Below are 20,612 nucleotides of genomic sequence, written 5' to 3' on the forward strand. Positions count from 1 at the left end.
GTGAGCATGGCTGTGCGCGTGCGGTTTCGCGCCGTTGCCGTGATCGCACGACGCGCCGTGTTCATGTTCGCTCGCGCCATCGCGATCATGTTCGTGGATGTGGTCGTGATCACACGACGCGCCATGCTCATGTTCGCCGGCACCGCCGTGGCGATGTTCGCCGACATGTTCGTGATCACACGACGCGCCGTGTTCATGTTCGCCGGCGCGGTCGTGCTTATGTTCGCGCGCATGGTTGTGATCGCACGATGCACCGTGTTCGTGTGCGTCGACACGGTCGTGCCCGTGTCCGTCGACATGATCGTGATCGTGCGCATGTGGCGTGGCATGGCCAGCGCGAAGTCCCGTTTCATCGGCTTCCTGGCGGTGTACAGCGTGGGTTTGACGCATGATGGTGGCTTCCGTGGAGGATTTGTGGTCTAGTAAACACCTTGAAGCCACTACAAGGTCAAGGCTTTCATTCGCCCTGCAATCCGGAGGCCCCATGAAGATCGGCGAACTCGCGAAGATTGCTCACTGCACGACGGAAACCATCCGTTTCTACGAAAAGGAAGGCTTGTTGCCCGAAGCCGACCGGACCGAGGCGAATTACCGCAGCTACACCGCCCAGCACGTCGAGCGCCTGCGTTTCATCCGCAATTGCCGCGCGCTCGACATGACCCACGACGAGATCCGCGCGCTGCTCCAGCTCACCGATGCACCGGCCGACCAGTGCGGCGCGGTCAATTCGCTGGTCGACGAGCACATCGCGCATGTCGAAGCGCGGATCGACGAACTGAAGCAGTTGAAGGCACAACTGATCACGCTGCGCGAGCAATGCCGCGTCGAGCAGTCGGTTGAAGATTGCGGAATCGTTCAGGGGCTGACCGACATGCAGATGACGGCGCCGCGCTCGCGGCACACGCATCTGGGCTGAGCGGGTCCATCGAATCAGCGCCTCGTACCGCGTGACACACGCAGTACGAGGCGTAATCCATCACAGCATCGAGCTGGAGAATCAACGTGTTCACATGTAGAAATCAACCCTGCAGCGCATCGTGGGAGCAGTCGGAAGCCGTCATCAAGAACGAAGGCCAGGGCCTGTTGTTCCGCTGCCCGATGTGCGGCGCGCGCAATTATGTCGACCGCATCGAAGCGGAAGACGGCTCGGTCGTCTACGAGCAGCTCGACGGTCGCCCGTTCCTGTGAGCCAGCACCCCACCGCCATGAACAAACCCGCCCCCGCCCCGTTCAGCCAGCTCGCGCTGCCGCCCGCCACGCTCGAGAACCTCACTCGCCTCGGTTATGTCGAGATGACACCGATCCAGGCCGCAAGCCTGCCGATCGCGCTGGCAGGTCACGACCTGATCGCCCAGGCGAAGACCGGCAGCGGCAAGACAGCCGCGTTTGCACTGGCACTGCTCGCGCGCCTCGACACGCGCAACTTCGCCGTTCAGTCGATGGTGCTGTGCCCGACCCGCGAACTGGCCGACCAGGTCACGCAGGAAATCCGCCGTCTTGCGCGCGCCGAAGAAAACATCAAGGTGCTGACGCTATGCGGCGGCACGCCAATGCGTCCGCAAACGGCGAGCCTCGAGCACGGTGCGCATATCGTTGTCGGTACGCCGGGCCGGATCATGGACCACCTTGAACGCGGCAGCCTCGCGTTGCCGTCGCTGAATACGCTGGTGCTCGACGAAGCGGATCGCATGCTCGACATGGGCTTCTTCGACGACATCGCGACCGTTGCGCGGCAATGCCCGAAAGAACGGCAGACGCTGCTGTTCTCCGCGACCTATCCCGACGGCATCGCGAAGCTGAGTCAGCAGTTCCTGCGCAACCCGAAGCAGGTGACACTCGAAGAGCGGCACGACAATACGAAGATCCGCCAACGGTTCTATGAGGTGACGGAGAACGAGCGGCTGCATGCGGTCGGGCAACTGCTCGAACACTACCGGCCCGTCAGCACGCTCGCGTTCTGCAATACCAAACAGCAATGCCGCGATCTGCTCGACGTGTTGCGTGCACAGGGCTTCCATGCGCTCGCGCTGCATGGCGAACTCGATCAGCGCGAGCGCGACCAGGTGCTGATCCGTTTCGCGAATCGCAGCTGCTCGGTACTCGTTGCCACCGATGTCGCCGCGCGCGGCCTCGACATCGCGCAGCTCGAAGCCGTGATCAACGTCGACGTGACGCCGGACCCGGAGGTGCACACGCATCGGATCGGTCGCACGGGCCGCGCGGATCAGGAAGGCTGGGCGCTCAGTCTCGCGAGCATGAACGAGATGGGACGCGTCGGTAGCCTTGAGCAGGCGCAGGGGCGCGAAGTGGAATGGCATCCGCTCGCCGAGCTGAAAGCGACGAGCCGCGAGCCGCTGCTGCCGCCGATGGAAACGCTGCAGATTCTCGGTGGTCGCAAGGAAAAGATCCGTCCCGGCGACGTGCTCGGCGCGCTGACTGGCGATCTGGGTTTCAGCGGTACGCAGGTCGGCAAGATCAACGTGACCGAGTTTTCGACCTACGTGGCCGTCGAACGCAGCATCGTTCAGGACGCATTGCGCAAGCTCAATGCGGGCAAGGTGAAGGGCAAGAAGGTCAAGGTCCGGTTAATGGACGAATAAGCGACGAGTAGGGTGTTTGGTGCGGGTGCGCGCCGCTACCACCGCAGCCGCATGACATAAACGCATGCCGCGCATGACAAACTTTCGATTGTGAGCGCCCGCCGGTTGATGCCTAATCGCCAGACCGGACGGGACCGCCATGCACACGGCGGCCCGCAGACCCGCCAGTTGGAGGACTACTCATGCAGAGCGCGTTGCAGGCCCGCTCGAAATTGCCCGACGTCGGCACGACGATCTTCACCGTAATCGGCCAGCTCGCGGCTGAACACGATGCACTAAATCTCTCCCAGGGCGCGCCGAATTTTGCGCCGGACCCGAAGCTTATCGACGGTGTGGCGCGCGCGATGCGCGACGGACACAACCAGTACGCGCCGATGGCCGGCATCGATACGTTGCGCGAAGCGCTCGCACAGAAGATGGAGACGCTGTACGGCACGCGCTACGACCCCGCCGACGAAGTCACGGTGATCGCGAGCGCGAGCGAAGGACTCTATTCGACGATCAGCGCGCTCGTGCATCCCGGCGACGAAGTGATCTACTTCGAACCTTCGTTCGACAGCTATGCGCCGATCGTGCGATTGCAGGGCGCAACGCCGGTGGCGATCAAACTGTCGCTGGATGATTTCCGGGTGGACTGGGACGAAGTCGCCGCGAAGATCACGCCGAAAACGCGGATGATCATCATCAACACGCCGCACAACCCGACAGCGACCGTGTTCGATGCGGCGGACGTCGAGCGCCTGAAAGCGCTGACGCGCAACACCGATATCGTGATCCTCGCCGACGAGGTCTACGAGCACGTTGTATTCGACGGCGCGCAACATCAAAGCATGGCGCGCTATCGCGAGCTGGCGGAGCGCAGCGTGATCGTGTCGTCGTTCGGCAAGTCGTATCACGTGACGGGTTGGCGTATCGGCTATTGCCTGGCACCCGCCGCGTTGATGAACGAGATTCGCAAGGTGCACCAGTTCATGGTGTTCTCCGCCGATACGCCGATGCAGTACGCGTTCGTCGAAGCGCTCGCGCAACCGGAAAGCTATCTCGGCCTCGCGGCGTTCTATCAGAAGAAGCGCGACCTGCTCGCCCATGCGCTGCGCGAATCGCGCTTCGAACTGTTGCCGAGTGAAGGCAGCTTCTTCATGCTCGCGCGTTTTCGCGGTTTCTCCGACGAACGCGACAGCGACTTCGTGTTGCGCCTGATTCGCGATGCGCAGGTTGCGACGATCCCTCTTTCCGCGTTCTATGCGGACGGCACCGATTCGGGGCTGATACGGCTGAGTTTTTCGAAGGACGATGCGACGCTGATCGAAGGCGCGCGTCGTCTGTGTTCGATCTGAGGGATACGAAGCCGACGGCTTCGATGAGTTCAAATCAAAGGGTAAGGGGATCGGTCATGAAGATAGTCAGAAGCTTGCTGGTGGCGGCGTGTGGGTTCGCGGCAGTATCCGCAGCGACGATGTCCGCGTTTGCGGCCGATGTATCGACGCTGCGCTTTGGCCTCGAAGCGCAGTACCCGCCGTTCGAATCGAAAGCCGCCAATGGTGACCTGCAGGGCTTCGATATCGACATCGGCAACGCGGTCTGCGCAAGCGCACATCTCACGTGCAAGTGGGTCGAGACGTCGTTCGATGGACTGATTCCCGCGCTGCAGGGCCGCAAGTTCGACGCGATCAATTCGGCGATGAATGCGACCGAACAACGTCGTCAGGCGATCGACTTCACGAACATCATCTACCGTGTACCGACCCAGTTGATCGCGCGCAGCGGCAGTGGTTTGCTGCCGACGCCCGAGTCGTTAAAGGGCAAACGTGTAGGCGTGCTGCAGGCGTCGATTCAGGAAACGTTCGCGAAAGCGCATTGGGAGAACGCCGGCGTGAACATCGTCGCGTATCAGGATCAGAACCAGGTCTATACGGACCTCGTGGCGGGCCGCCTCGATGCGACGCTCGTGCTGGCGCCGGCCGGACAGACGGGGTTTCTGTCGCGACCGGATGGCAAGGATTATGGGTTCGTTGGCCAGCCGGTGCGCGATGACCGGATTCTGGGTGGCGGTGTGGCGTTCGGCATCCGCAAGGGCGACAGCGCGCTGCGTGATCGATTGAACGCGGCGATCGTGAAGATCCAGAGTGACGGCACCGTGAAGACGCTTGGACAGAAGTACTTCGGCAGCATCGACGTGTCGCCGAAGTAAGCCGCGCGCTTCGGCTACTGCGTCTGCGCGGTGCGGTCGCTACTGCCGTCGCTGCCGCGAAACTGGTTTTCCGCGTCGATCATCCGGCGCTTCAGCAGCGGGACGTTATTCACCACGCGCAAGCCCGTGCGCATCGCACCCAACGCGATGCGCCCGACCACCGGCCGATGAATCGGATCGTGCTCGTCGAACCGCTTGCGCGATGCCGCGACCGCATCGAAGCCGTAGCGAAGCATCTGCGCCTCGTAGCCCGCCACGGCATCGCGACCGGACATCGCACCGCGATGGGCATCGGCGAGTCGTGCGGTGAGCAGGGCTGCATCGCGCAGTGCGGTGTTCGCGCCGACACCCCTGCCCGGCGTCATCAGATGGATTGCATCGCCAAGCACCGTGACGTTGGTGGTCGGCCATGCGTCGACTGGCACGGAGGTGCGGACGTCGACGGCGAACGCAGTGGACGGGTCCGATGCGCGGATCAGCGCGCGCAGGTTCGGATGCCAGCCGTCGGTGATCTGCGTGGCGAGCGCGAGCAGTGCGGGCTGGCCGAGTGTCATCGGATTGGCCGGTACATTGCGCAGCGCACCCCACACGGCCCAGATCAGATGGTCGCTGCTGTTGTCGAAGAGCAGACCCGGCCAGCGCGCGAGCAGTTCCGCATCGCTGCTGCCGATACCTTCCTTAAGCCCATCGTCGCGCCACGGAAACTCCATCACATGGATGATCGCGCCGAGGCCCTTCGGCGCGTTGATGAGCGTGATGCCGTCGAGCACCCTCGGCGACAGCAACGCACGCGCAGCCTCGGTCATCGGCACCTTCGCGGCGATGCTGACGATGCCGGTGTTCTCCAGCTTCGCATCGGGCAGCAACTGACGTCGCACCTTCGAGCGCGCCCCGTCCGCACCGACCAGCAGATCCGCAGTGGCGTGCGCGCCGTCGGCGAAATGCGCGGTCACGCTGCCGTCCGCGTTCTGCTCGTAAGCGGTGAACGTCTTGTCGAAATGCACGCAGTCTTCGAGCCCGCTCAACAGCACCTGTCGCAACGTCATGCGGCTGACCGACTTGCCGCCGCTCATCGATTCGTCGGCGAGCGTGACGGACAGCAACTCGGTCATGTGCTCCGTGAGAATGTTGAAATGACCCGGGGTGCGTGCACAGGTAGCGATGAACGTCGCGAAGAGATCGGGCGGTAGACACGCCTTCAACGACGCGATGCCATGCGCGTCGATGCCGACCCGATAGCCCTGCAGACCGTCGCTGCGCGTGCGGTCGCGTTCGTACACAGCAACATCGATGCCGGCCTGCCGCAAGCCGTGCGCGAGACACAGACCACCGGTACCGGCGCCGATGATGATGACGCTCAACGGATTGCTGTTCATTTCCTGCTTCCTTTTTTTGCCGCGGGTTTCGTGGATTTCGCGGGTTTGTTCGGCTGATACGTCGTGGAGTCGGCGGCGAGCGTGAAGCGCTGCGCTATTTCTTCGAGCCACGCGGCGCTCCACGTGATCACACCGCTTTGCAGGTCCGCGACGACACCGCGCACCCAGTCGAGTTCGGCGACGAGTTGCGCACGAATCAGCTCGCTTTCGAGCAGGAAGAGACGCGGGACATCGATGGCTTGCGCCTCTGCAGTCCCAGCATCGAGACGCTCCAGTTCACGCTCGAGCGCGCCGACGCGGATCGCGAGTTGCCGGCATACGTCGTCGGGTGCCAGCAGCGGCAAGAACGACAATGCGGCAGGAAACGCCGGGAATTCACGCGCTGGTTGAGCGAGTTGCTCGCGCAGCCAGAGCCGTCCCGTATCGCGGCCGGCGTCGGTGATTGCGTAGACGGTGCGCTCGGGAAACGCGCCATCGCGCTCGATTTCGTACACCGCGATCAGATCGTTGCGCAGCATGCGATCGATGGTCTGGTACAGGCTGTTGCGCTGACCGACGTTGATGACCTCGTCCTTGCCGCGCGCCTTGATCAACTGCTGCATCCGGTACGGGTGCATGGGGGATTCGGTGAGCATCGCCAGGACGGCGAGGGCCAGCGGGGAATGACGGACCATAAAAATGCCTAGTCGATTAATATCTAGTTATTTTATGACTAGTGAGATGGGATTTGCAAGGGGAGACGTACAGTGCGGTGCGGCTGGGCCTGGAATGCAGGCACGCGGATCGGCATCGTGAGATCCGCTAGCCGGTGGTTCCGCCGACACCGCGTCGCTACCTGGCTAACCTGTTTGAACTGCGCGGCCGTGCTGGAAAGTGAGGTTGTTCAAGACGATTCTCACGCTGCAGCAGCCAGTGGACGGGTGCTCGACTCAGCAACGAGCGTCTGCCGGATACCTTCCACATACGACGTTTTATGGATCGGCCCGAGCAGTTTCTGCAGCGCTGAATCGTCCATGATGAGCGGATTGGTCATCAGGTAATTCATCTCGACCATCTCGCGGATCAGCGGTTTGAACAGCCCGATCAAACGCAACATCGTCTTGCCGGCCACCCGCAACTTAAGCTGCCTGCCCGTCTGACGCTCCATTTCCGACACGATCTCGCGCTGCGTCGTGACACCCGCGCCGGCGAAGTGCCAGATCCTCCCGAATGCCGCGGGCGTATCGACCAGTCGCGCGACGACGGGTCCCACGTCCGGTACGAAGACGAATTCGTGGGGGCGGTCGAGCGGCCCGATCATGTCGGCGGTGCCGCCGTTAACCGCGGCGTGCGCCGCGCCGTGAAGCAGACTTGCTGTTACGCCCGGGCCATAGAAGTCCGGCAGGCGCAACACCGTTGCATTGATGCGGCCGTCCTTGTGCGCCTGCATCAGCAAGTCTTCCTGCGCCTTGCGCATACGCCCCTTGAAGGTGTGCGGCTCGCGCGGATGGTCTTCGCGCACCCGACTGGTATTGGCCATGCCGTACGGGTACACGGTACCGATCAGGATGATGTTCTTGACGCCGGCGGCGACCGCGCCGTCGATCGTCTTGCGCATCAACTCGGGATGCAGTTCGAACTGCCAGTAGTTCACGCCGACCAGATAGATCAGCGTTTCGATGCCTTCGGCCGCGGCGATGACGGAGGCGGGCGAGTCCGGGTTCCAGGTGACGATTTCGGCGAGCGGATCGGTGCCGAAGGTGTTGCGCAGACTCGCGTCAGTACGACCGACGACACGATAGGGACGCCCCTTGTTGCTGAGGGCGGTGGCGATGCTTTGACCGATAGCGCCAGCGGCGCCGAACAGAGCTACTTTGGACATGACGATTCTCCTGGGGATGAGTATTCAGATCGAGCGACGACGGCGAAAGGTGGCAGCGGAAACCGACGAGACGCGCGAGAGAACCGCGCCCAGATACCCGTCGAGAATCGGCCGGACCGGAGCCTGCAACCAGGCCTCGAGCGCCGAGATAGCGGTGTCGAGCGCGACTTCGCCAGCCTTTGCTGCCAATACACCTGCTGGGCAGTCGCGTTGCCGGGATGGCTGGTCGGCGAGGGTGGCGAGGTTCATGTCGGGCTCCGTGCGTTTCGGTGGATTGCGTTGCTGGAGACCGTAGATTGCCAAATAGACTATCAAACGAAAATTGCCTAGAATCGCATTGTCTCTATAGAAAAATGCATACCTTCATGAAGCGCGAGCCGAACTGGGAGTGGTACCGCACCTTTCTGAGCGTCCTGGAAACGGGTTCGCTGTCGGCGGCCGGGAGGTCCATGGGGTTGACCCAACCGACCGTCGGCCGCCACATCGACAGCCTCGAAGAAGCACTGTCGCTCAAGCTCTTCACACGTTCGTTCGACGGCTTCGCGCCCACCGATGCGGCGCTCGAACTGAAGCCCTACGCGGCCGGCGTGGCGGCGACCTCGGCGGCGCTGCTGCGGGTGGCCAGCAGTTACGGGAGCGGGGTTCGCGGTAGCGTACGCGTGACTGCCAGCGAGGTGATCGGCGTCGAGGTGCTCCCGCCCATCGTCGCGGCACTGCGCGACGAGCACCCGGAACTGACCGTCGAACTGGTGCTGTCGAACAAGGCCGACGATTTACTGCATCGCGAGGCGGATATCGCCGTGCGCGGGTTCCGGCCCACCCAGGATGCGCTAGTGGCGACGCGCGTCGGGAATATCGAACTTGGTTTGTTTGCTCACGAACGCTATCTGGCCGCGCACGGCATACCGAAGTCGCTGGATGAGCTGCATCGTCACGCCATCGTCGGTTACGACCGCGGGACTGCTTTCACCCGTCAGTTCGAGGATCAATATCCGATGTTCACGCGCGCCGCACTGGGGTTTCGCACCGATAGCGATCTGGCCCAGCTGGCCGCCATTCGCGCAGGCGTTGGCATTGGGGGATGCCAGTCGGGGCTGGCGGCGCGCAACAAGTCGCTCGTGCGGGTCCTACCGGACGCATTTACGTACGCCATGGATACCTGGATCGCCATGCATGAGGATCTGCGCGAGAGTGCGCGTTGTGCGGTGACGTTTGCGGCGATTGTGGCTGGGTTGAAGGCTTATATACAGGAGGTGTGACCAGATAAGCGCGACAGTTAGAGTGGGGTGGGGACGGTGGGTGGAAAGATTGGGTCGGGAGCGATGCGAGAGTCGAGGAGCTGGGATACCGGCTGACCCCGGACGTTCGGTTTAGGCAATTGACTGAAATGACCCGGCCTAAGCAAAAAGCCCGGTCAGCTTTCGCTAACCGGGCTTCAAATTCTTTGGTGGGGCGTGAGTGACTCGAACACTCGACCTACGGATTAAGAGTCCGCTGCTCTACCAACTGAGCTAACGCCCCCAACAGACTGCAAATTATGCAGTATCCCGAGCGTCTTGCCTAGCCCCCTGAAGCAGATTTTTTGAGAAAACCAGCCTTGAACCCGCGCCGGGCGGCAAGGTGACCCTCTTCAACCCCCGCCCATAAACCCGCTTCTTGCACCATCCCGGTATCATGTCGCGACATCATGCTGCGCGAAGCGTCGCGCGGCCGAACGGGGGCATACGATGGACGAAACCGCAATCCGTGAACTGCTTGATCGCGTACTCGCACCGTGGGTCAAGACCCTCTCGCTCACGTCCGTGGCAGTCGACGACCAGAGCGCCACGATGCGCCTGCCGTTTTCCGGCGAGCTGCGGCATTCGGGCGGCGTGATCTGCGGCCAGGTGTTCATGGCCGCTGCCGATACGGTCATGATCGTCGCGATTTCCGCCGCGCTGGGCGGTTTCAAGCCGATGACCACCGTGTCGCTGAACATCAGCTTCATGCGCGCGGTGCGTAAAGGCGATGTGCTCATCACCGCGCGCGTCCTGCGGATGGGCCGCAATCTCGTGTTCGGCGAAGTCGAATTGTTCGACGAGGACGGCAAGATGGCTGTCCACGCGACGACGACCTACGCGCTGCTCGACTAACGCGGCCATCGCGGTGCGACGGGCGTTAGCCTTCAAGGAAAAATCAATCGATGTTCGATCAGGTCGTATTTGCAGGCGGTGGTAACCGCTGCTGGTGGCAGGCAGGTTTCTGGGACATCGTACAGCCCGAACTGAATATCCGGCCGCGCGTCATCACCGGTATTTCGGCGGGCGCCGCGACGGCGTGCATGCTGTACACACGCGACGCCGAGTGGGTCATGCGCTATTACGAAGAAGCGCTGCGCCACAATCGCAAGAACGCGTATTGGGGCAACTTGCTGCGCGGCCAGTCGGTGTTTCCGCATTACCGGATTTACCGGCAGGCGCTGCTGGATATCTATAGCGACAAATTCAGCGCGCTCGCTAATGCGCCGGAAATCCGCATTGGCGTTTCACATCTGCCGCGCTGGCTCGGCGCGCGCAGCGCAGTCGCGGCTGGGCTGATCGCCTACAACATCGAGAAGTACGTCCGCAAGACGCTGCATCCGACGCTCGGTCAGTCGCTCGGGTTTCATCCGGAGTTCGTGCGCGCGCAGGATTGCGCGACCGTCGAGGATCTCGCCGACCTGATCCTGCAATCGTCGAGCACGCCGCCGTTCACGCCGGTTCTACGCCGCAACGGCCGGCCGGTGCTGGATGGCGGGATGGTGGACAACGTTCCGGTCGGCGCGCTCGACAGCACGCCGGGCAACGTCCTTGTCATGGTGACGCGGCTCTATCCGCGGCCGCAGATGTTCGTCGTCCCGCACGGTACGCAGCAGCGCATCTACGTGCAGCCGTCGCGCAAGGTCCCGATTTCGAGCTGGGACTACACGAGCCCGTCGCAGATGGTGCACGCCTATAACCTCGGACGCGGCGACGGCGAACAGTTCCTGCAACGCGTGCCGGATCTGCTGGCAGCCGGCGCACGCGACTGAGTCGCGGCGTCGCTCACACAGATCAGCGGCGCCGACCACCCTGCAACGCATCCGGATTGGCGACGCTCGACAGGTCGCCACTGTCGAACGCAAGAATATTCCTGAACGCCGCGCCGAAATACAGTTCGTAGCTTTCGCGCTCGACGTAACCGATGTGCGGCGTGCAGATCACGTTTTCCATGCGCAGCAGACTGTAGCCCTGCAGGATCGGCTCGCTTTCGTAGACATCGATGGCGACCATGCCGGGCCGGTTTTTCGACAGCGCGTTGACGAGCGCATTTTCCTCGAGCAGTTCCGCGCGGCTCGTGTTGACGAGCAGGGCTGTCGGCTTCATCCGCAGCAGATCTTCCTGCCTGACGATGCCACGCGTGTCGCCATGTAACCGCAGATGCAGCGACAGCACGTCGCTTTGCTCGAACAGCGCCTCACGGCTTTCCGCGATCCCGTAGCCGTCGGCCCGCGCTGCGTCGAGCGAATGCTCGCGCCCCCAGATCAGCACGTTCATGCCGAACGCCTTGCCATAACCGGCCACGAGCCTGCCGATTTTGCCGTATCCCCAGATACCGAGCGTCTGGCCCCGCAGCACCTGGCCGAGCCCGAAATTCGGCGGCAACGCCGAGGTCTTCAGTCCCGACTGCTGCCAGGCGCCCTGCTTGAGATTCGCCACGTACTGCGGGATGCGCCGCTGCGCCGCCATGATGAGCGCCCAGGTCAGTTCAGCCGGGGCGGTCGGTGAGCCCGTACCTTCGAGAACCGCAATGCCGCGCTCGGTGCAGGCCGCGAGATCGATATGGCTCGATACCTTGCCGGTCTGGCTGATCATCCGCAGGTGCGGCAGTTTGTCGAGCAACTGCGAGTTGATGCGGGTCCGCTCGCGGATCAGCACCAGTGCGTCGATTTCGGAAAGCCGGCTGGCCAGTTGGCCCAGTCCGCGGACGCTGTTGTTAAAGACCTTGACCTCGTGGTCGGCCAGCAAATGGAAGCAATCGAGCTTGCGGACGGCGTCCTGATAGTCGTCGAGGATGGCAATCTTCATGGGCATTAGTGTTTTGCGGCGCACCACGGAGGCGCGGAATGAGGTGTTATGCTGGCTGTCCCAACATGTGACTTACGGCACACGCGGGACGGATGGGATGCCTCACCATACAAGGCGCCGCCACGATGGACGGCGCCGGATAGCAAGACAGATTCACTAGGTTTTTATCAGCTTGTTGCTTGTCGACGCAAGCCGCTTTACAGAAGGTTGCAGACCGCGGTGAGCAAAAGCGGTCAGGGTAAACCGCAGGGCGAGCGGCACGAGACGAGGCAACAGGCTGAGCGGCCCTTCACGACATACCACGGCCGCGGCGGGCCGGATTGTTTGGGCACCGCCGGGCTGGATGCCTCTCGCACGCAGTGTGTCTGCTGGGCTTGTACCGTTTTTCTAATAGCTTGTACAAAACGGAGACAGCTCGATGAATCATCCCGCTTTCGCAGGAAACACGGCCATTGAGGCGCCCGCCTGGGTCAAACACCGAAAATTGATCGACTGGGTGCAGCGCGTCGCGGCGCAGACGAAGCCCGCGCGCGTCGTCTGGTGCGACGGCTCGCAGGAGGAATACGACCGGCTCTGCGCACAGATGGTCGAAGCCGGCACGATGAAGAAACTCAATCCCGCAAAGCGACCGAATTCCTATCTGGCATGCTCCGATCCATCTGATGTCGCGCGCGTCGAGGATCGAACCTTCATTTGCTCGCAGCGCCGCGAGGACGCGGGGCCGACCAACAACTGGATCGCGCCCGCCGAAATGCGCTCGACGCTCAATGGCCTGTTCGAAGGCTCGATGAGCGGCCGCACCATGTACGTCGTGCCGTTCTCGATGGGACCGCTCGGTTCCCCCATCGCCCATATCGGCGTCGAACTGTCCGACAGCCCTTACGTCGCGACCAACATGCGGATCATGACGCGCATGGGCCGCAAGGTGTATGACGTGCTCGGCGAAGACGGCGAGTTCGTGCCCTGTGTGCATTCGGTGGGCGCGCCGCTCGCCACCGGCCAGCAAGACGTGCCGTGGCCGTGCAACGATACGAAGTACATCGTTCACTTCCCCGAAACCCGCGAGATCTGGAGCTACGGCTCGGGCTATGGCGGCAACGCACTGCTCGGCAAGAAATGCTTCGCGTTGCGCATCGCATCGACCATGGGGCGCGACGAAGGCTGGCTCGCCGAGCACATGCTGATTCTCGGCGTGACGTCGCCGGAAGGGCGCAAGCATCACGTGGCGGCGGCGTTTCCGTCGGCCTGCGGCAAGACCAATTTCGCCATGCTGATCCCGCCCGAGGGCATGAACGGCTGGCAGATCTCGACGATCGGCGACGATATCGCGTGGATCAAGCCGGGCAAGGATGGCCGTCTGTATGCGATCAATCCGGAAGCGGGCTACTTCGGCGTCGCACCGGGCACCAGCGAGAAGACCAACTTCAACGCGATGGCGACGCTGAAGGAGAACGTGATCTTCACCAACGTCGCCTTGACCGACGACGGCGACGTCTGGTGGGAGGGCATGACCGACGAGCCGCCCGCACACCTGATCGACTGGCAGGGCCAAGACTGGACGCCCGCTAGCGCGAAAGAAAGCGGGCGCAAGGCCGCCCATCCGAATGCGCGCTTCACCGCGCCCGCGGCCCAATGCCCGTCGATCGACGCGGACTGGGAAAATCCGGCCGGCGTTCCGCTCGATGCGTTTATCTTCGGTGGCCGCCGCTCGACCACGGTGCCGCTCGTCACCGAAGCGCGCAACTGGACCGAAGGCGTCTACATGGCCGCGACCATGGGCTCCGAGACGACAGCGGCCGCCGCGGGCAAGCAGGGCGTCGTGCGGCGAGATCCGTTCGCGATGCTGCCGTTCTGCGGCTACAACATGAGCGACTACTTCGATCACTGGCTGAACACCGGCGAACGTCTGCAGCAACTGGGCGCGAAGCTGCCGCGCATCTTCTGCGTCAACTGGTTCCGCAAGGGCGCGGACGGCAAGTTCGCGTGGCCGGGCTTTGGCGAGAACATGCGGGTGCTGCGCTGGATGGTCGGCCGGATCGAGGGTACGGCGCGAGGCGACGAACATGCGTTTGGCGTGTCGCCGCGCTATGAGGACATCGACTGGAGCGGCCTCGACTTTACGCAGCAGCAGTTCGACGAAGTGATCTCCGTCGACGATGCAGCATGGCGCGAGGAGCTCGCGTTGCATGCGGAACTATTTGACACACTGCAGCAAGGCTTGCCCGAGGCGCTGGAACGGACTCGTACGACATTAGAGAGTCGCCTCGCTGCCTGATCATGTGAGTATCCACTTCGCATAAAGGCCGCCCTCGGGCGGCTTTTATGTTTTCTGGAGGTCGTTTTGACACTTTCTTCGGCCTTTCCCTTTATGCGACAGACATTCCCGCTGTTCTAGCAATGCACGTAATGCTAGCTGCGATGCAGCAGATTGTTTCCATTTAGGGAATAATCGAGTGCGATGCACTACGCTGGGGAATACAGTCGCACGAATTTCAATCAAAAATGCTGCAACTTAGGCAACTTCTGCAGGAATTTGGGAGTCGTAGGAGAATTACGAGATTGCTTCATAGTTATTCAAGAAGCTGTAACACGGCAGGAGTTGTCCCATGGATCATTTGCAGTCGATGCGAGTATTCGTCCGCGTGTCGGACCTCGGCAGTTTCGCCCGCGCGGCCAGCGCGATGGATATTTCCAATGCAGTAGCAACTCGCCACGTCGCCGATCTCGAAAGCCGGCTTGGCACGCGTCTCCTCAATCGTACAACCCGCAGCCTCTCGCTGACCGAATCCGGTCAGGTGTACCTCGAGCGTGCGCGCCAGATTCTCGACGAGCTCGAAGACGTCGAGCAGATGGTCGTCGCGCGTAATCATGAACCGGTCGGTACCCTGCGGATCGTGGCACCGGTGGTGTTCGGGCTGCACAATCTCGCGCCGGTGCTGCAAACCTACGCGGAACGTTATCCGAAGGTGGTTCCGGATGTGACACTGGTCGACCGGCAGGTCGATCTGGTCGAAGAAGGATTCGACGTCGGTATCGTGATTGCGCGGCAGATGCGCAGTGCGAGCATCGTGACGCGGCGCCTGACCACCGGTTGCATGACCGTTTGCGCGACGCCCGCCTACCTGGAAAAGCATGGCACGCCGACGCGCCCCGAGCATCTGCTCGAGCATCCGTGCCTGTCGCTGCCGTCCGAATACTGGGGCGACGAGCGGGTCTTCACCGGGCCGGAAGGCGAAGTCCGGGTGCGCCCGACTAACGTTATCGTCGCGAACAACACGGAAATGCTGCGGCAGTTCTCGCTGCTCGGCATGGGCATCGCGATTCTGCCCAGCTACCTGATCGGGCGCGACAGCACGCGCGGTCGGCTTGTCCGGTTGTTGCGCGATTACCGGTTGCCGCAGGTCGAGATCAACATTGCTTATCCGAGCCGGCGCCATCTGCCGGCCAAGGTGCGCACGTTCATCGATCATCTGGTCGAGCATTTCAGCCAGACGCCGAATAGTCTGCTCGGCGAGCAGTGGATCAAGGACGGCATCGGCAACCCGGCTCACGATTCGGCGCACATGCTCGCACCGGAGGCATTCGACGGCGCCGAGCCGCTGTCCAGTCTGCTCGACAATGAGATCTCGCCGCCCACCAGTCAGTCGAAGTCGTCGCCTGCGCGTACGCGGTCGACGGTGTTGTCGACGTTGTGAGGTTCTGAGCGGGCGCCTGATGGCCCGCGAGCGCAAGCCATAACGCGGTAACGCGCGGTCAAACGCAGTACAAAGAAAAGAGCGCAGCCACATCATCAAATGGCTGCGCTCTTTTTGTCGTTTGCTGGCTTCCGCCCGGCCGTCAAAGCCGGGCAGCTACAGCGGACTACGAACCCGTCTTGCGCGCGGCAGTTTTCTTCGCCGGTGCTTTCCTGGCCGCGGTGGTTTTGACAGCGGCCTTCTTGCTGGCCGGCGTCGCCTTCACCGGTGCGCTTTCGTCTTCATCATCGTCACCGCCAGCCGTCGCCTTTGCTGCCGATTTCGCCGCCGCAGTTTTAGCCGCAGTCTTTGCCGACGGTTCTTTCTTCTCGAACTCGAAGCCGATCTTGCCGTCGCTCTGCTTGACGAGGAACGCCTTGAAGTTGCGGCCGGTCCGCGACGATTTGAAGTTCGTCAGCAGATCGGTGCGACCTTCTTCGAGCAGCTTCGCCATCTGTTCGCGCGTGATCTCCTGCTGGAGAATCACCTTGCCCGAACGGAAGTCGCAAGTCTTCGGATTGGCCACCGAGTTTTCGCAGACATAGCTCATCCCGTGCTCATAGATGCGCGCCTTGCATTTCGGACAGGCACCGACGGGCTGCTGGTCCGAGAAGTCAGGCACTTCGCCGTCTTCGCCACCCGAGTCTTGGCCGAAATCGAATTCGAGCTTGTAGTTCTTCGTGTCTTCATCGAACGAGAGCTTCAGGATCGCCGAGAACGGCCGCCCCATCTTGCTGCGGAAGCCCGATAGCGGACCAATCACCTTCTTCTGCAGCAGCTCCTCGACTTCCTCGATTTCGAATTGCCGGCTGCCCGGAATCTTCGAGATCGAGAACTCGCACTTCGTACAGGCGAAGCGCCGGTAGTTTTCTTTCACCTGACCACCGCAGTTCGGACACGGTGTTTGCAGCGTCGCGTAGTCGCCGGGGATCGTGTCCGAGTCGTACTCTTTCGCGCGCTTGACGATGGTTTGCGTCATGCGGGCAATTTCCTGCATGAACGCGTCGCGCGGCAGATTGCCCCGCTCCATCTGCGACAGCTTGTATTCCCATTCGCCGGTCAACTCCGGCGCGGTCAGTTCCTTGACGTCGAGCCCGCGCAGCAGCGTCATCAACTGGAACGCCTTGGCGGTCGGAATCATGTCGCGGCCTTCGCGAATCAGATACTTTTCGCCAAGCAGCCCTTCGATGATCGCCGCCCGCGTGGCCGGCGTACCGAGCCCCTTCGCGGCCATTGCTTCGCGCAGGTCGTCGTCTTCGACGAGCTTGCCTGCGCCTTCCATGGCCGAGAGCAGCGTTGCTTCGTTATAGCGTGCCGGCGGTTTCGTGACGAGCGCCTGGGCCGCGATCTTGTCGGTCTTGACCTTCTCGTCCTTCTGCACGGGCACGAGGTTCGCGTCTTCGCCGCTCGTTTCGCGTCCGTAGATCTGCAGCCAGCCCGGCTCGACCAGCACCTTGCCTTCGGTCTTGAAGTGATGGCCGACGACTTCGGTGATGCGCGTCGTCACCCGGGATTCAGCGGCCGGGAAGAACACCGCCAGGAAGCGCTTGACGACGAGGTCGTACAGCTTCTGCTCGGGCTCGGACAGCGCTTTCGGCGCTTGCAGCGTCGGGATGATAGCGAAGTGATCGCTGATCTTCGAGTTATCGAAGATGCGCTTGTTCGGCTTCACCCAGCCCTTGTCGAGCACCTGCTTGGCGAACGGCAGGTAGTTGTTGCTCTCCTTGAGCATGGTGAGCGTGTCTTTCACCGTGTCGATGTAGTCTTCCGGCAGCGCGCGTGCATCGGTACGCGGGTAGGTCAGTACCTTGTGCCGTTCATACAGCGCCTGGGCGAGGCCGAGCGTGTTCTTTGCGGAGAAACCAAAGCGCCCGTTTGCTTCGCGCTGCAGGCTCGTCAGGTCGAACAGCGCCGGCGAAAGCTGCGTGGACGGCTTCGATTCTTCCGTGACGGTGCCAAGCTGGCCGCGGCAGGCGGCGACGATCGTCTCGGCGGCCGGCACGCTCCACAGGCGCGAATCGCGCTTCTCGGGGTCGAACTCGTCGCGCTTGAACTTCGTATCGAACCAGCGGCCTTCGTAAAAGCCGCCCGCGCAGACGAATTCTGCCTTCACTTCCCAGTAATCGCGCGGCACGAAACGGCGAATCTTTTCTTCGCGTTCGACGACGATCGACAGCGTTGGCGTCTGTACCCGACCGACAGTCGTCAGGAAGAAGCCGCCGCCCTTGCTGTTGAACGCCGTCATCGCACGCGTGCCGTTGATACCGACCAGCCAGTCCGCTTCCGACCGGCAGCGCGCCGCATCGGCGAGCGGCTGCATGTCCTCGTCGCTGCGCAGATGCGCAAAGCCGTCGCGAATCGCGGCGGGCGTCATCGATTGCAGCCACAGGCGCTGAACCGGCTGCTTCGACTTGGAGTGTTGCGCGATCAGGCGAAAAATCAGTTCGCCTTCGCGTCCCGCATCGCATGCATTGATCAGGCGCTCGACGTCCTTGCGCTTGATCAGCTTCATCAGCACCTTCAGGCGCGACTCGCTTTTTGCGATCGGGTTGAGGTCAAAATGCGGGGGATAACGGGGAGATTGGCGAAACTCCATTTCCCGCGCTTGACTTCGTAATCTTCCGGTGCCGCGATCTCCAGCAGGTGGCCGACCGCCGACGAGAGCACGAATTCGTCGCTCTCGAAGTACTCGTCATGCTTGGTAAAACCGCCCAAAGCGCGCGCGATGTCGTTCGCGACGGAAGGCTTTTCGGCGATGATCAGTGCTTTGGACATGACTGGATGTGAGTTGGTGGATTCGGGTATTGACCCTTCGGTCTATCGCCCCGGCTTATAGACCAGGGGCGACCCGGAGTGGCGACCCATTAACGACCGCTTTATAGCACACGCTGAAGCAACAGCGATTCTGTGGCCGGAAAAAGCGAGCCATCATAATTGCGTGTCTACTTATTGAGCAAGTGTCGGCAGCCTTTACTGCTTCCGGCGCGCAACGCCCGTGCCGGCTCGCTTTCAGCCGGCGAGCACCGGTTCGGGTAACGGCTCAGCCAGCAGATCAGGCAACGGCCAGTGCCGGTCGCAACTTCGGCGCGCCGGTCACACCAGGTAATGCAGTGAGATCGGCGAGCATCCGTTCTACGATGGCTGCCTGCGGCAATACGGTCCCGAAGAACCGTGTCGTCACCGCGTCTTCGATCAGGATGGTCGGAAAATTCTCCACATCGAGGTCGTCGAAGCGGTCGGCATGGTTTTCGATGTCGATCCACGCGAAACAGACTTCGGGATGCCGGTCAGCCAGTGCGTCGAAGGCCGCCCGGTAGTCCCGGCAGGTACCGCACCACTCGGCGCACAGACACGCCACAAATAGCGTGCCGGGGCGATTGACGTGCTCGGCGATCCGGTCCTGGTCGGTGTCGAGGTTCAGCGCGGGCATGTCGGTTCCTTGGGTGCTGGAGGCGGGAGCTTTTGGCGCGAATGTAGCATGGCGGGTCATTGTCCGTGATGAGCCCGGATGAACCGGCCGCCCTGCAGAACCGTCAGATGCCCCGCCAGCTCGAGCTGTAGCAGCATGCTCTGCAGCGTCGTGTCATCCATTTCGGTGCGGGCGGCCAGAATTTCAAGTGTTGCCGGTGCGTGGCCGAGTGCATCGAGCAGCCGTTGCGCGTCTGGTGCGAGGCTGGATCCGGCCGGTGCCACGCCTTGCGGCCACCCCTCGGGTTGATCGGCGGTTACCGCGGTTACTGCCGTTGCCGCGTTCAACGCCAGTTCCTCCAGCACCTCCTCAGGCGTTTCGACGAGCTTTGCGCCTTGCTTGATCATCCGGTGGCTGCCGCGCGACAGCGGTGCGTGAATCGAGCCCGGCAGCGCAAATACGTCCCGACCCATTTCGTTCGCGAGCCGAGCAGTGATCAGCGAGCCGGAGCGCATCGCGGCCTCGACGATCAGTACACCACGGACCAACCCAGCGATCAGCCTGTTGCGCTGCGGGAAGTGAGCGGAGCGCGCGGGCGTGCCGAGCGGCCATTCGGTCATGATCGCGCCCGACTGGGCGATCTGGTGTGCGAGCGCATGGTGGGCCGCCGGATACACGAGGTCGGCGCCGGTACCGATCACGGCGACAGTGCCGGCAGACCCGGCAAGCGCCCCGCGATGCGCCGCGCCGTCGATACCGAGCGCCAGCCCCGACACGACGACAACGCCGACGTCGGAAAACGCACGTGCGAAACGCTCCGCGTCTTCGATGCCCTGCGGCGTGGCGCTACGACTGCCGACCACCGCAATACCCGGCACGTGCAACCGGTCGATCCGTCCTTTTACATATAGCAGGGGTGGCGGGTCGGGCATGGTTAGCAGCATCGGCGGGTAGGCCGGATCGGCTAGTGTCACGACCGCGTTGCCGTGCCCCTCGCACCACTTACGCACGGTGTCGACATAGCCAGGGAAATCCGCGCTGGGTGCCGCAAGCGCGGCACGGGCCGCGGCCTCGCCGGCTATCGCGGCAAGCGACGCGTACTGCTGCCCCAGCACCGCGTCCGGCAGACCAAACGTGTCGAGCAACAGGCGCAGTGCGGTGGGACTCAACCCCTTTGCCATGGCGAGCCGGAGCCAGCCGGCGAGCTCATCTCCGGTCATCGGCAGTGCGTGCATGGGCGGCCCTCCCGTGGGTGCGTCGGGCGGTCGGTGAAGGGCCATGTTAAAATTTTCATCATCCGAAATAATCTCCGGCAAAGAATTTCCGAAACTGCATGCGGCGGCGCGTGCATGCATG

At 62.5% G+C, this 20,612-nt stretch carries 18 protein-coding genes, 1 tRNA gene and 1 pseudogene; 11 read left to right on the forward strand and 9 right to left on the reverse strand.

The genetic code is table 11. The features are described from left to right. Positions 1-6: 6 nt before the first annotated feature. The 6 genes from FNZ07_RS34510 (at position 7) to FNZ07_RS13780 (ending at position 4,791) form a co-directional block, all read left to right on the forward strand. Positions 7-423, forward strand: a complete 417-nt coding sequence (locus FNZ07_RS34510; RefSeq protein WP_245811733.1) for a hypothetical protein — start codon at positions 7-9, stop codon at positions 421-423. Positions 424-484: 61 nt separating this feature from the next. Next, positions 485-916, forward strand: a complete 432-nt coding sequence (gene cadR / locus FNZ07_RS13760) for a Cd(II)/Pb(II)-responsive transcriptional regulator (RefSeq protein WP_091019328.1) — start codon at positions 485-487, stop codon at positions 914-916. A gap of 86 nt (positions 917-1,002) precedes the next feature. After that, on the forward strand, positions 1,003-1,188 hold the full coding sequence (locus FNZ07_RS13765) for a hypothetical protein (RefSeq protein WP_091019330.1): 186 nt from the start codon (positions 1,003-1,005) through the stop codon (positions 1,186-1,188). Positions 1,189-1,205: 17 nt separating this feature from the next. Further along, positions 1,206-2,600, forward strand: a complete 1,395-nt coding sequence (gene dbpA / locus FNZ07_RS13770) for an ATP-dependent RNA helicase DbpA (RefSeq protein ID WP_091019332.1) — start codon at positions 1,206-1,208, stop codon at positions 2,598-2,600. A 182-nt stretch (positions 2,601-2,782) separates the two neighbouring features. Next, a complete protein-coding gene (locus FNZ07_RS13775; RefSeq protein ID WP_091019335.1) occupies positions 2,783-3,937 on the forward strand; it encodes a pyridoxal phosphate-dependent aminotransferase in 1,155 nt (384 codons plus the stop codon). 56 nt (positions 3,938-3,993) lie between these two features. Beyond that, positions 3,994-4,791, forward strand: a complete 798-nt coding sequence (locus FNZ07_RS13780; RefSeq protein WP_091019337.1) for an ABC transporter substrate-binding protein — start codon at positions 3,994-3,996, stop codon at positions 4,789-4,791. 14 nt (positions 4,792-4,805) lie between these two features. Here FNZ07_RS13780 and FNZ07_RS13785 read toward each other — a convergent pair whose 3' ends face one another. From FNZ07_RS13785 to FNZ07_RS13800, 4 genes are all read right to left on the reverse strand, one after another. Beyond that, positions 4,806-6,167, reverse strand: coding sequence for an FAD-dependent oxidoreductase (locus tag FNZ07_RS13785; protein ID WP_091019341.1), 1,362 nt, complete (start codon positions 6,165-6,167; stop codon positions 4,806-4,808). Beyond that, entirely contained in the window at positions 6,164-6,841 is a 678-nt protein-coding gene (locus FNZ07_RS13790) for a PadR family transcriptional regulator (protein WP_091019344.1), read from the reverse strand. The genes FNZ07_RS13785 and FNZ07_RS13790 overlap by 4 nt, the downstream gene beginning before the upstream one ends. A 221-nt stretch (positions 6,842-7,062) precedes the next feature. After that, positions 7,063-8,028 carry an NAD-dependent epimerase/dehydratase family protein gene (locus FNZ07_RS13795; protein ID WP_091019346.1) on the reverse strand — a complete coding sequence of 322 codons (966 nt, stop codon included), beginning with the start codon at positions 8,026-8,028 and terminating at the stop codon, positions 7,063-7,065. Positions 8,029-8,052: 24 nt separating this feature from the next. Next, on the reverse strand, positions 8,053-8,277 hold the full coding sequence (locus tag FNZ07_RS13800) for a hypothetical protein (RefSeq protein WP_091019348.1): 225 nt from the start codon (positions 8,275-8,277) through the stop codon (positions 8,053-8,055). A gap of 104 nt (positions 8,278-8,381) precedes the next feature. On the opposite strand from FNZ07_RS13800, the gene FNZ07_RS13805 reads away from it, so the two are divergent. Then, complete coding sequence (locus tag FNZ07_RS13805; protein ID WP_091019350.1) at positions 8,382-9,287, forward strand: LysR family transcriptional regulator; 906 nt, start codon at positions 8,382-8,384, stop codon at positions 9,285-9,287. Between the two features lie 186 nt (positions 9,288-9,473). Here FNZ07_RS13805 and FNZ07_RS13810 read toward each other — a convergent pair. Continuing rightward, positions 9,474-9,549, reverse strand: a tRNA-Lys gene (locus FNZ07_RS13810). A 206-nt stretch (positions 9,550-9,755) separates the two neighbouring features. On the opposite strand from FNZ07_RS13810, the gene FNZ07_RS13815 reads away from it, so the two are divergent. Both FNZ07_RS13815 and FNZ07_RS13820 read left to right on the forward strand, forming a co-directional pair. Continuing rightward, positions 9,756-10,160, forward strand: coding sequence for a PaaI family thioesterase (locus FNZ07_RS13815; RefSeq protein ID WP_091019352.1), 405 nt, complete (start codon positions 9,756-9,758; stop codon positions 10,158-10,160). A gap of 50 nt (positions 10,161-10,210) precedes the next feature. Then, positions 10,211-11,077: a patatin-like phospholipase family protein gene (locus FNZ07_RS13820; RefSeq protein ID WP_091019354.1), complete on the forward strand. Its 867-nt coding sequence runs from the start codon at positions 10,211-10,213 to the stop codon at positions 11,075-11,077. Between the two features lie 22 nt (positions 11,078-11,099). On the opposite strand, the gene FNZ07_RS13825 is transcribed toward FNZ07_RS13820, so the two are convergent. Beyond that, positions 11,100-12,113 carry a D-2-hydroxyacid dehydrogenase family protein gene (locus FNZ07_RS13825; RefSeq protein ID WP_091019555.1) on the reverse strand — a complete coding sequence of 338 codons (1,014 nt, stop codon included), beginning with the start codon at positions 12,111-12,113 and terminating at the stop codon, positions 11,100-11,102. Positions 12,114-12,531: 418 nt separating this feature from the next. On the opposite strand from FNZ07_RS13825, the gene FNZ07_RS13830 reads away from it, so the two are divergent. After that, the gene (locus FNZ07_RS13830; protein WP_091019356.1) at positions 12,532-14,388 is read left to right on the forward strand and encodes a phosphoenolpyruvate carboxykinase (GTP); all 1,857 of its coding nucleotides are present in this window, start codon (positions 12,532-12,534) and stop codon (positions 14,386-14,388) included. 331 nt (positions 14,389-14,719) lie between these two features. After that, on the forward strand, positions 14,720-15,808 hold the full coding sequence (locus FNZ07_RS13835) for a LysR family transcriptional regulator (protein WP_091019358.1): 1,089 nt from the start codon (positions 14,720-14,722) through the stop codon (positions 15,806-15,808). A gap of 166 nt (positions 15,809-15,974) precedes the next feature. Here the strand turns inward: FNZ07_RS13835 and FNZ07_RS13840 are convergent. The 3 genes and pseudogenes from FNZ07_RS13840 to dprA form a co-directional block, all read right to left on the reverse strand. Beyond that, positions 15,975-18,622: pseudogene (locus FNZ07_RS13840) on the reverse strand (DNA topoisomerase III). Positions 18,623-18,899: 277 nt separating this feature from the next. Then, positions 18,900-19,277 (reverse strand): thioredoxin family protein, encoded by a 378-nt coding sequence (locus FNZ07_RS13845; RefSeq protein ID WP_091019362.1) that lies wholly within the window; start codon positions 19,275-19,277, stop codon positions 18,900-18,902. A 56-nt stretch (positions 19,278-19,333) separates the two neighbouring features. After that, a complete protein-coding gene (gene dprA, locus FNZ07_RS13850) occupies positions 19,334-20,491 on the reverse strand; it encodes a DNA-processing protein DprA (protein WP_091019364.1) in 1,158 nt (385 codons plus the stop codon). Positions 20,492-20,612 lie beyond the last annotated feature (121 nt).

Source organism: Paraburkholderia megapolitana (genome assembly GCF_007556815.1).
Lineage (GTDB): Bacteria > Pseudomonadota > Gammaproteobacteria > Burkholderiales > Burkholderiaceae > Paraburkholderia > Paraburkholderia megapolitana.

Excerpts from the sequence above, each read along its gene's own strand:
- FNZ07_RS34510 (WP_245811733.1), top strand. The coding sequence starts at position 7 with ATGGCTGTGCGCGTGCGGTTTCGCGCCGTTGCCGTGATCGCACGACGC.
- cadR (WP_091019328.1), top strand. The coding sequence starts at position 485 with ATGAAGATCGGCGAACTCGCGAAGATTGCTCACTGCACGACGGAAACC.
- dbpA (WP_091019332.1), top strand. The coding sequence starts at position 1,206 with ATGAACAAACCCGCCCCCGCCCCGTTCAGCCAGCTCGCGCTGCCGCCC.
- FNZ07_RS13775 (WP_091019335.1), top strand. The coding sequence starts at position 2,783 with ATGCAGAGCGCGTTGCAGGCCCGCTCGAAATTGCCCGACGTCGGCACG.
- FNZ07_RS13780 (WP_091019337.1), top strand. The coding sequence starts at position 3,994 with ATGAAGATAGTCAGAAGCTTGCTGGTGGCGGCGTGTGGGTTCGCGGCA.
- FNZ07_RS13785 (WP_091019341.1), bottom strand. The coding sequence starts at position 6,167 with ATGAACAGCAATCCGTTGAGCGTCATCATCATCGGCGCCGGTACCGGT.
- FNZ07_RS13790 (WP_091019344.1), bottom strand. The coding sequence starts at position 6,841 with ATGGTCCGTCATTCCCCGCTGGCCCTCGCCGTCCTGGCGATGCTCACC.
- FNZ07_RS13795 (WP_091019346.1), bottom strand. The coding sequence starts at position 8,028 with ATGTCCAAAGTAGCTCTGTTCGGCGCCGCTGGCGCTATCGGTCAAAGC.
- FNZ07_RS13800 (WP_091019348.1), bottom strand. The coding sequence starts at position 8,277 with ATGAACCTCGCCACCCTCGCCGACCAGCCATCCCGGCAACGCGACTGC.
- FNZ07_RS13805 (WP_091019350.1), top strand. The coding sequence starts at position 8,382 with ATGCATACCTTCATGAAGCGCGAGCCGAACTGGGAGTGGTACCGCACC.
- FNZ07_RS13815 (WP_091019352.1), top strand. The coding sequence starts at position 9,756 with ATGGACGAAACCGCAATCCGTGAACTGCTTGATCGCGTACTCGCACCG.
- FNZ07_RS13820 (WP_091019354.1), top strand. The coding sequence starts at position 10,211 with ATGTTCGATCAGGTCGTATTTGCAGGCGGTGGTAACCGCTGCTGGTGG.
- FNZ07_RS13825 (WP_091019555.1), bottom strand. The coding sequence starts at position 12,113 with ATGAAGATTGCCATCCTCGACGACTATCAGGACGCCGTCCGCAAGCTC.
- FNZ07_RS13830 (WP_091019356.1), top strand. The coding sequence starts at position 12,532 with ATGAATCATCCCGCTTTCGCAGGAAACACGGCCATTGAGGCGCCCGCC.
- FNZ07_RS13835 (WP_091019358.1), top strand. The coding sequence starts at position 14,720 with ATGGATCATTTGCAGTCGATGCGAGTATTCGTCCGCGTGTCGGACCTC.
- FNZ07_RS13845 (WP_091019362.1), bottom strand. The coding sequence starts at position 19,277 with ATGCCCGCGCTGAACCTCGACACCGACCAGGACCGGATCGCCGAGCAC.
- dprA (WP_091019364.1), bottom strand. The coding sequence starts at position 20,491 with ATGCACGCACTGCCGATGACCGGAGATGAGCTCGCCGGCTGGCTCCGG.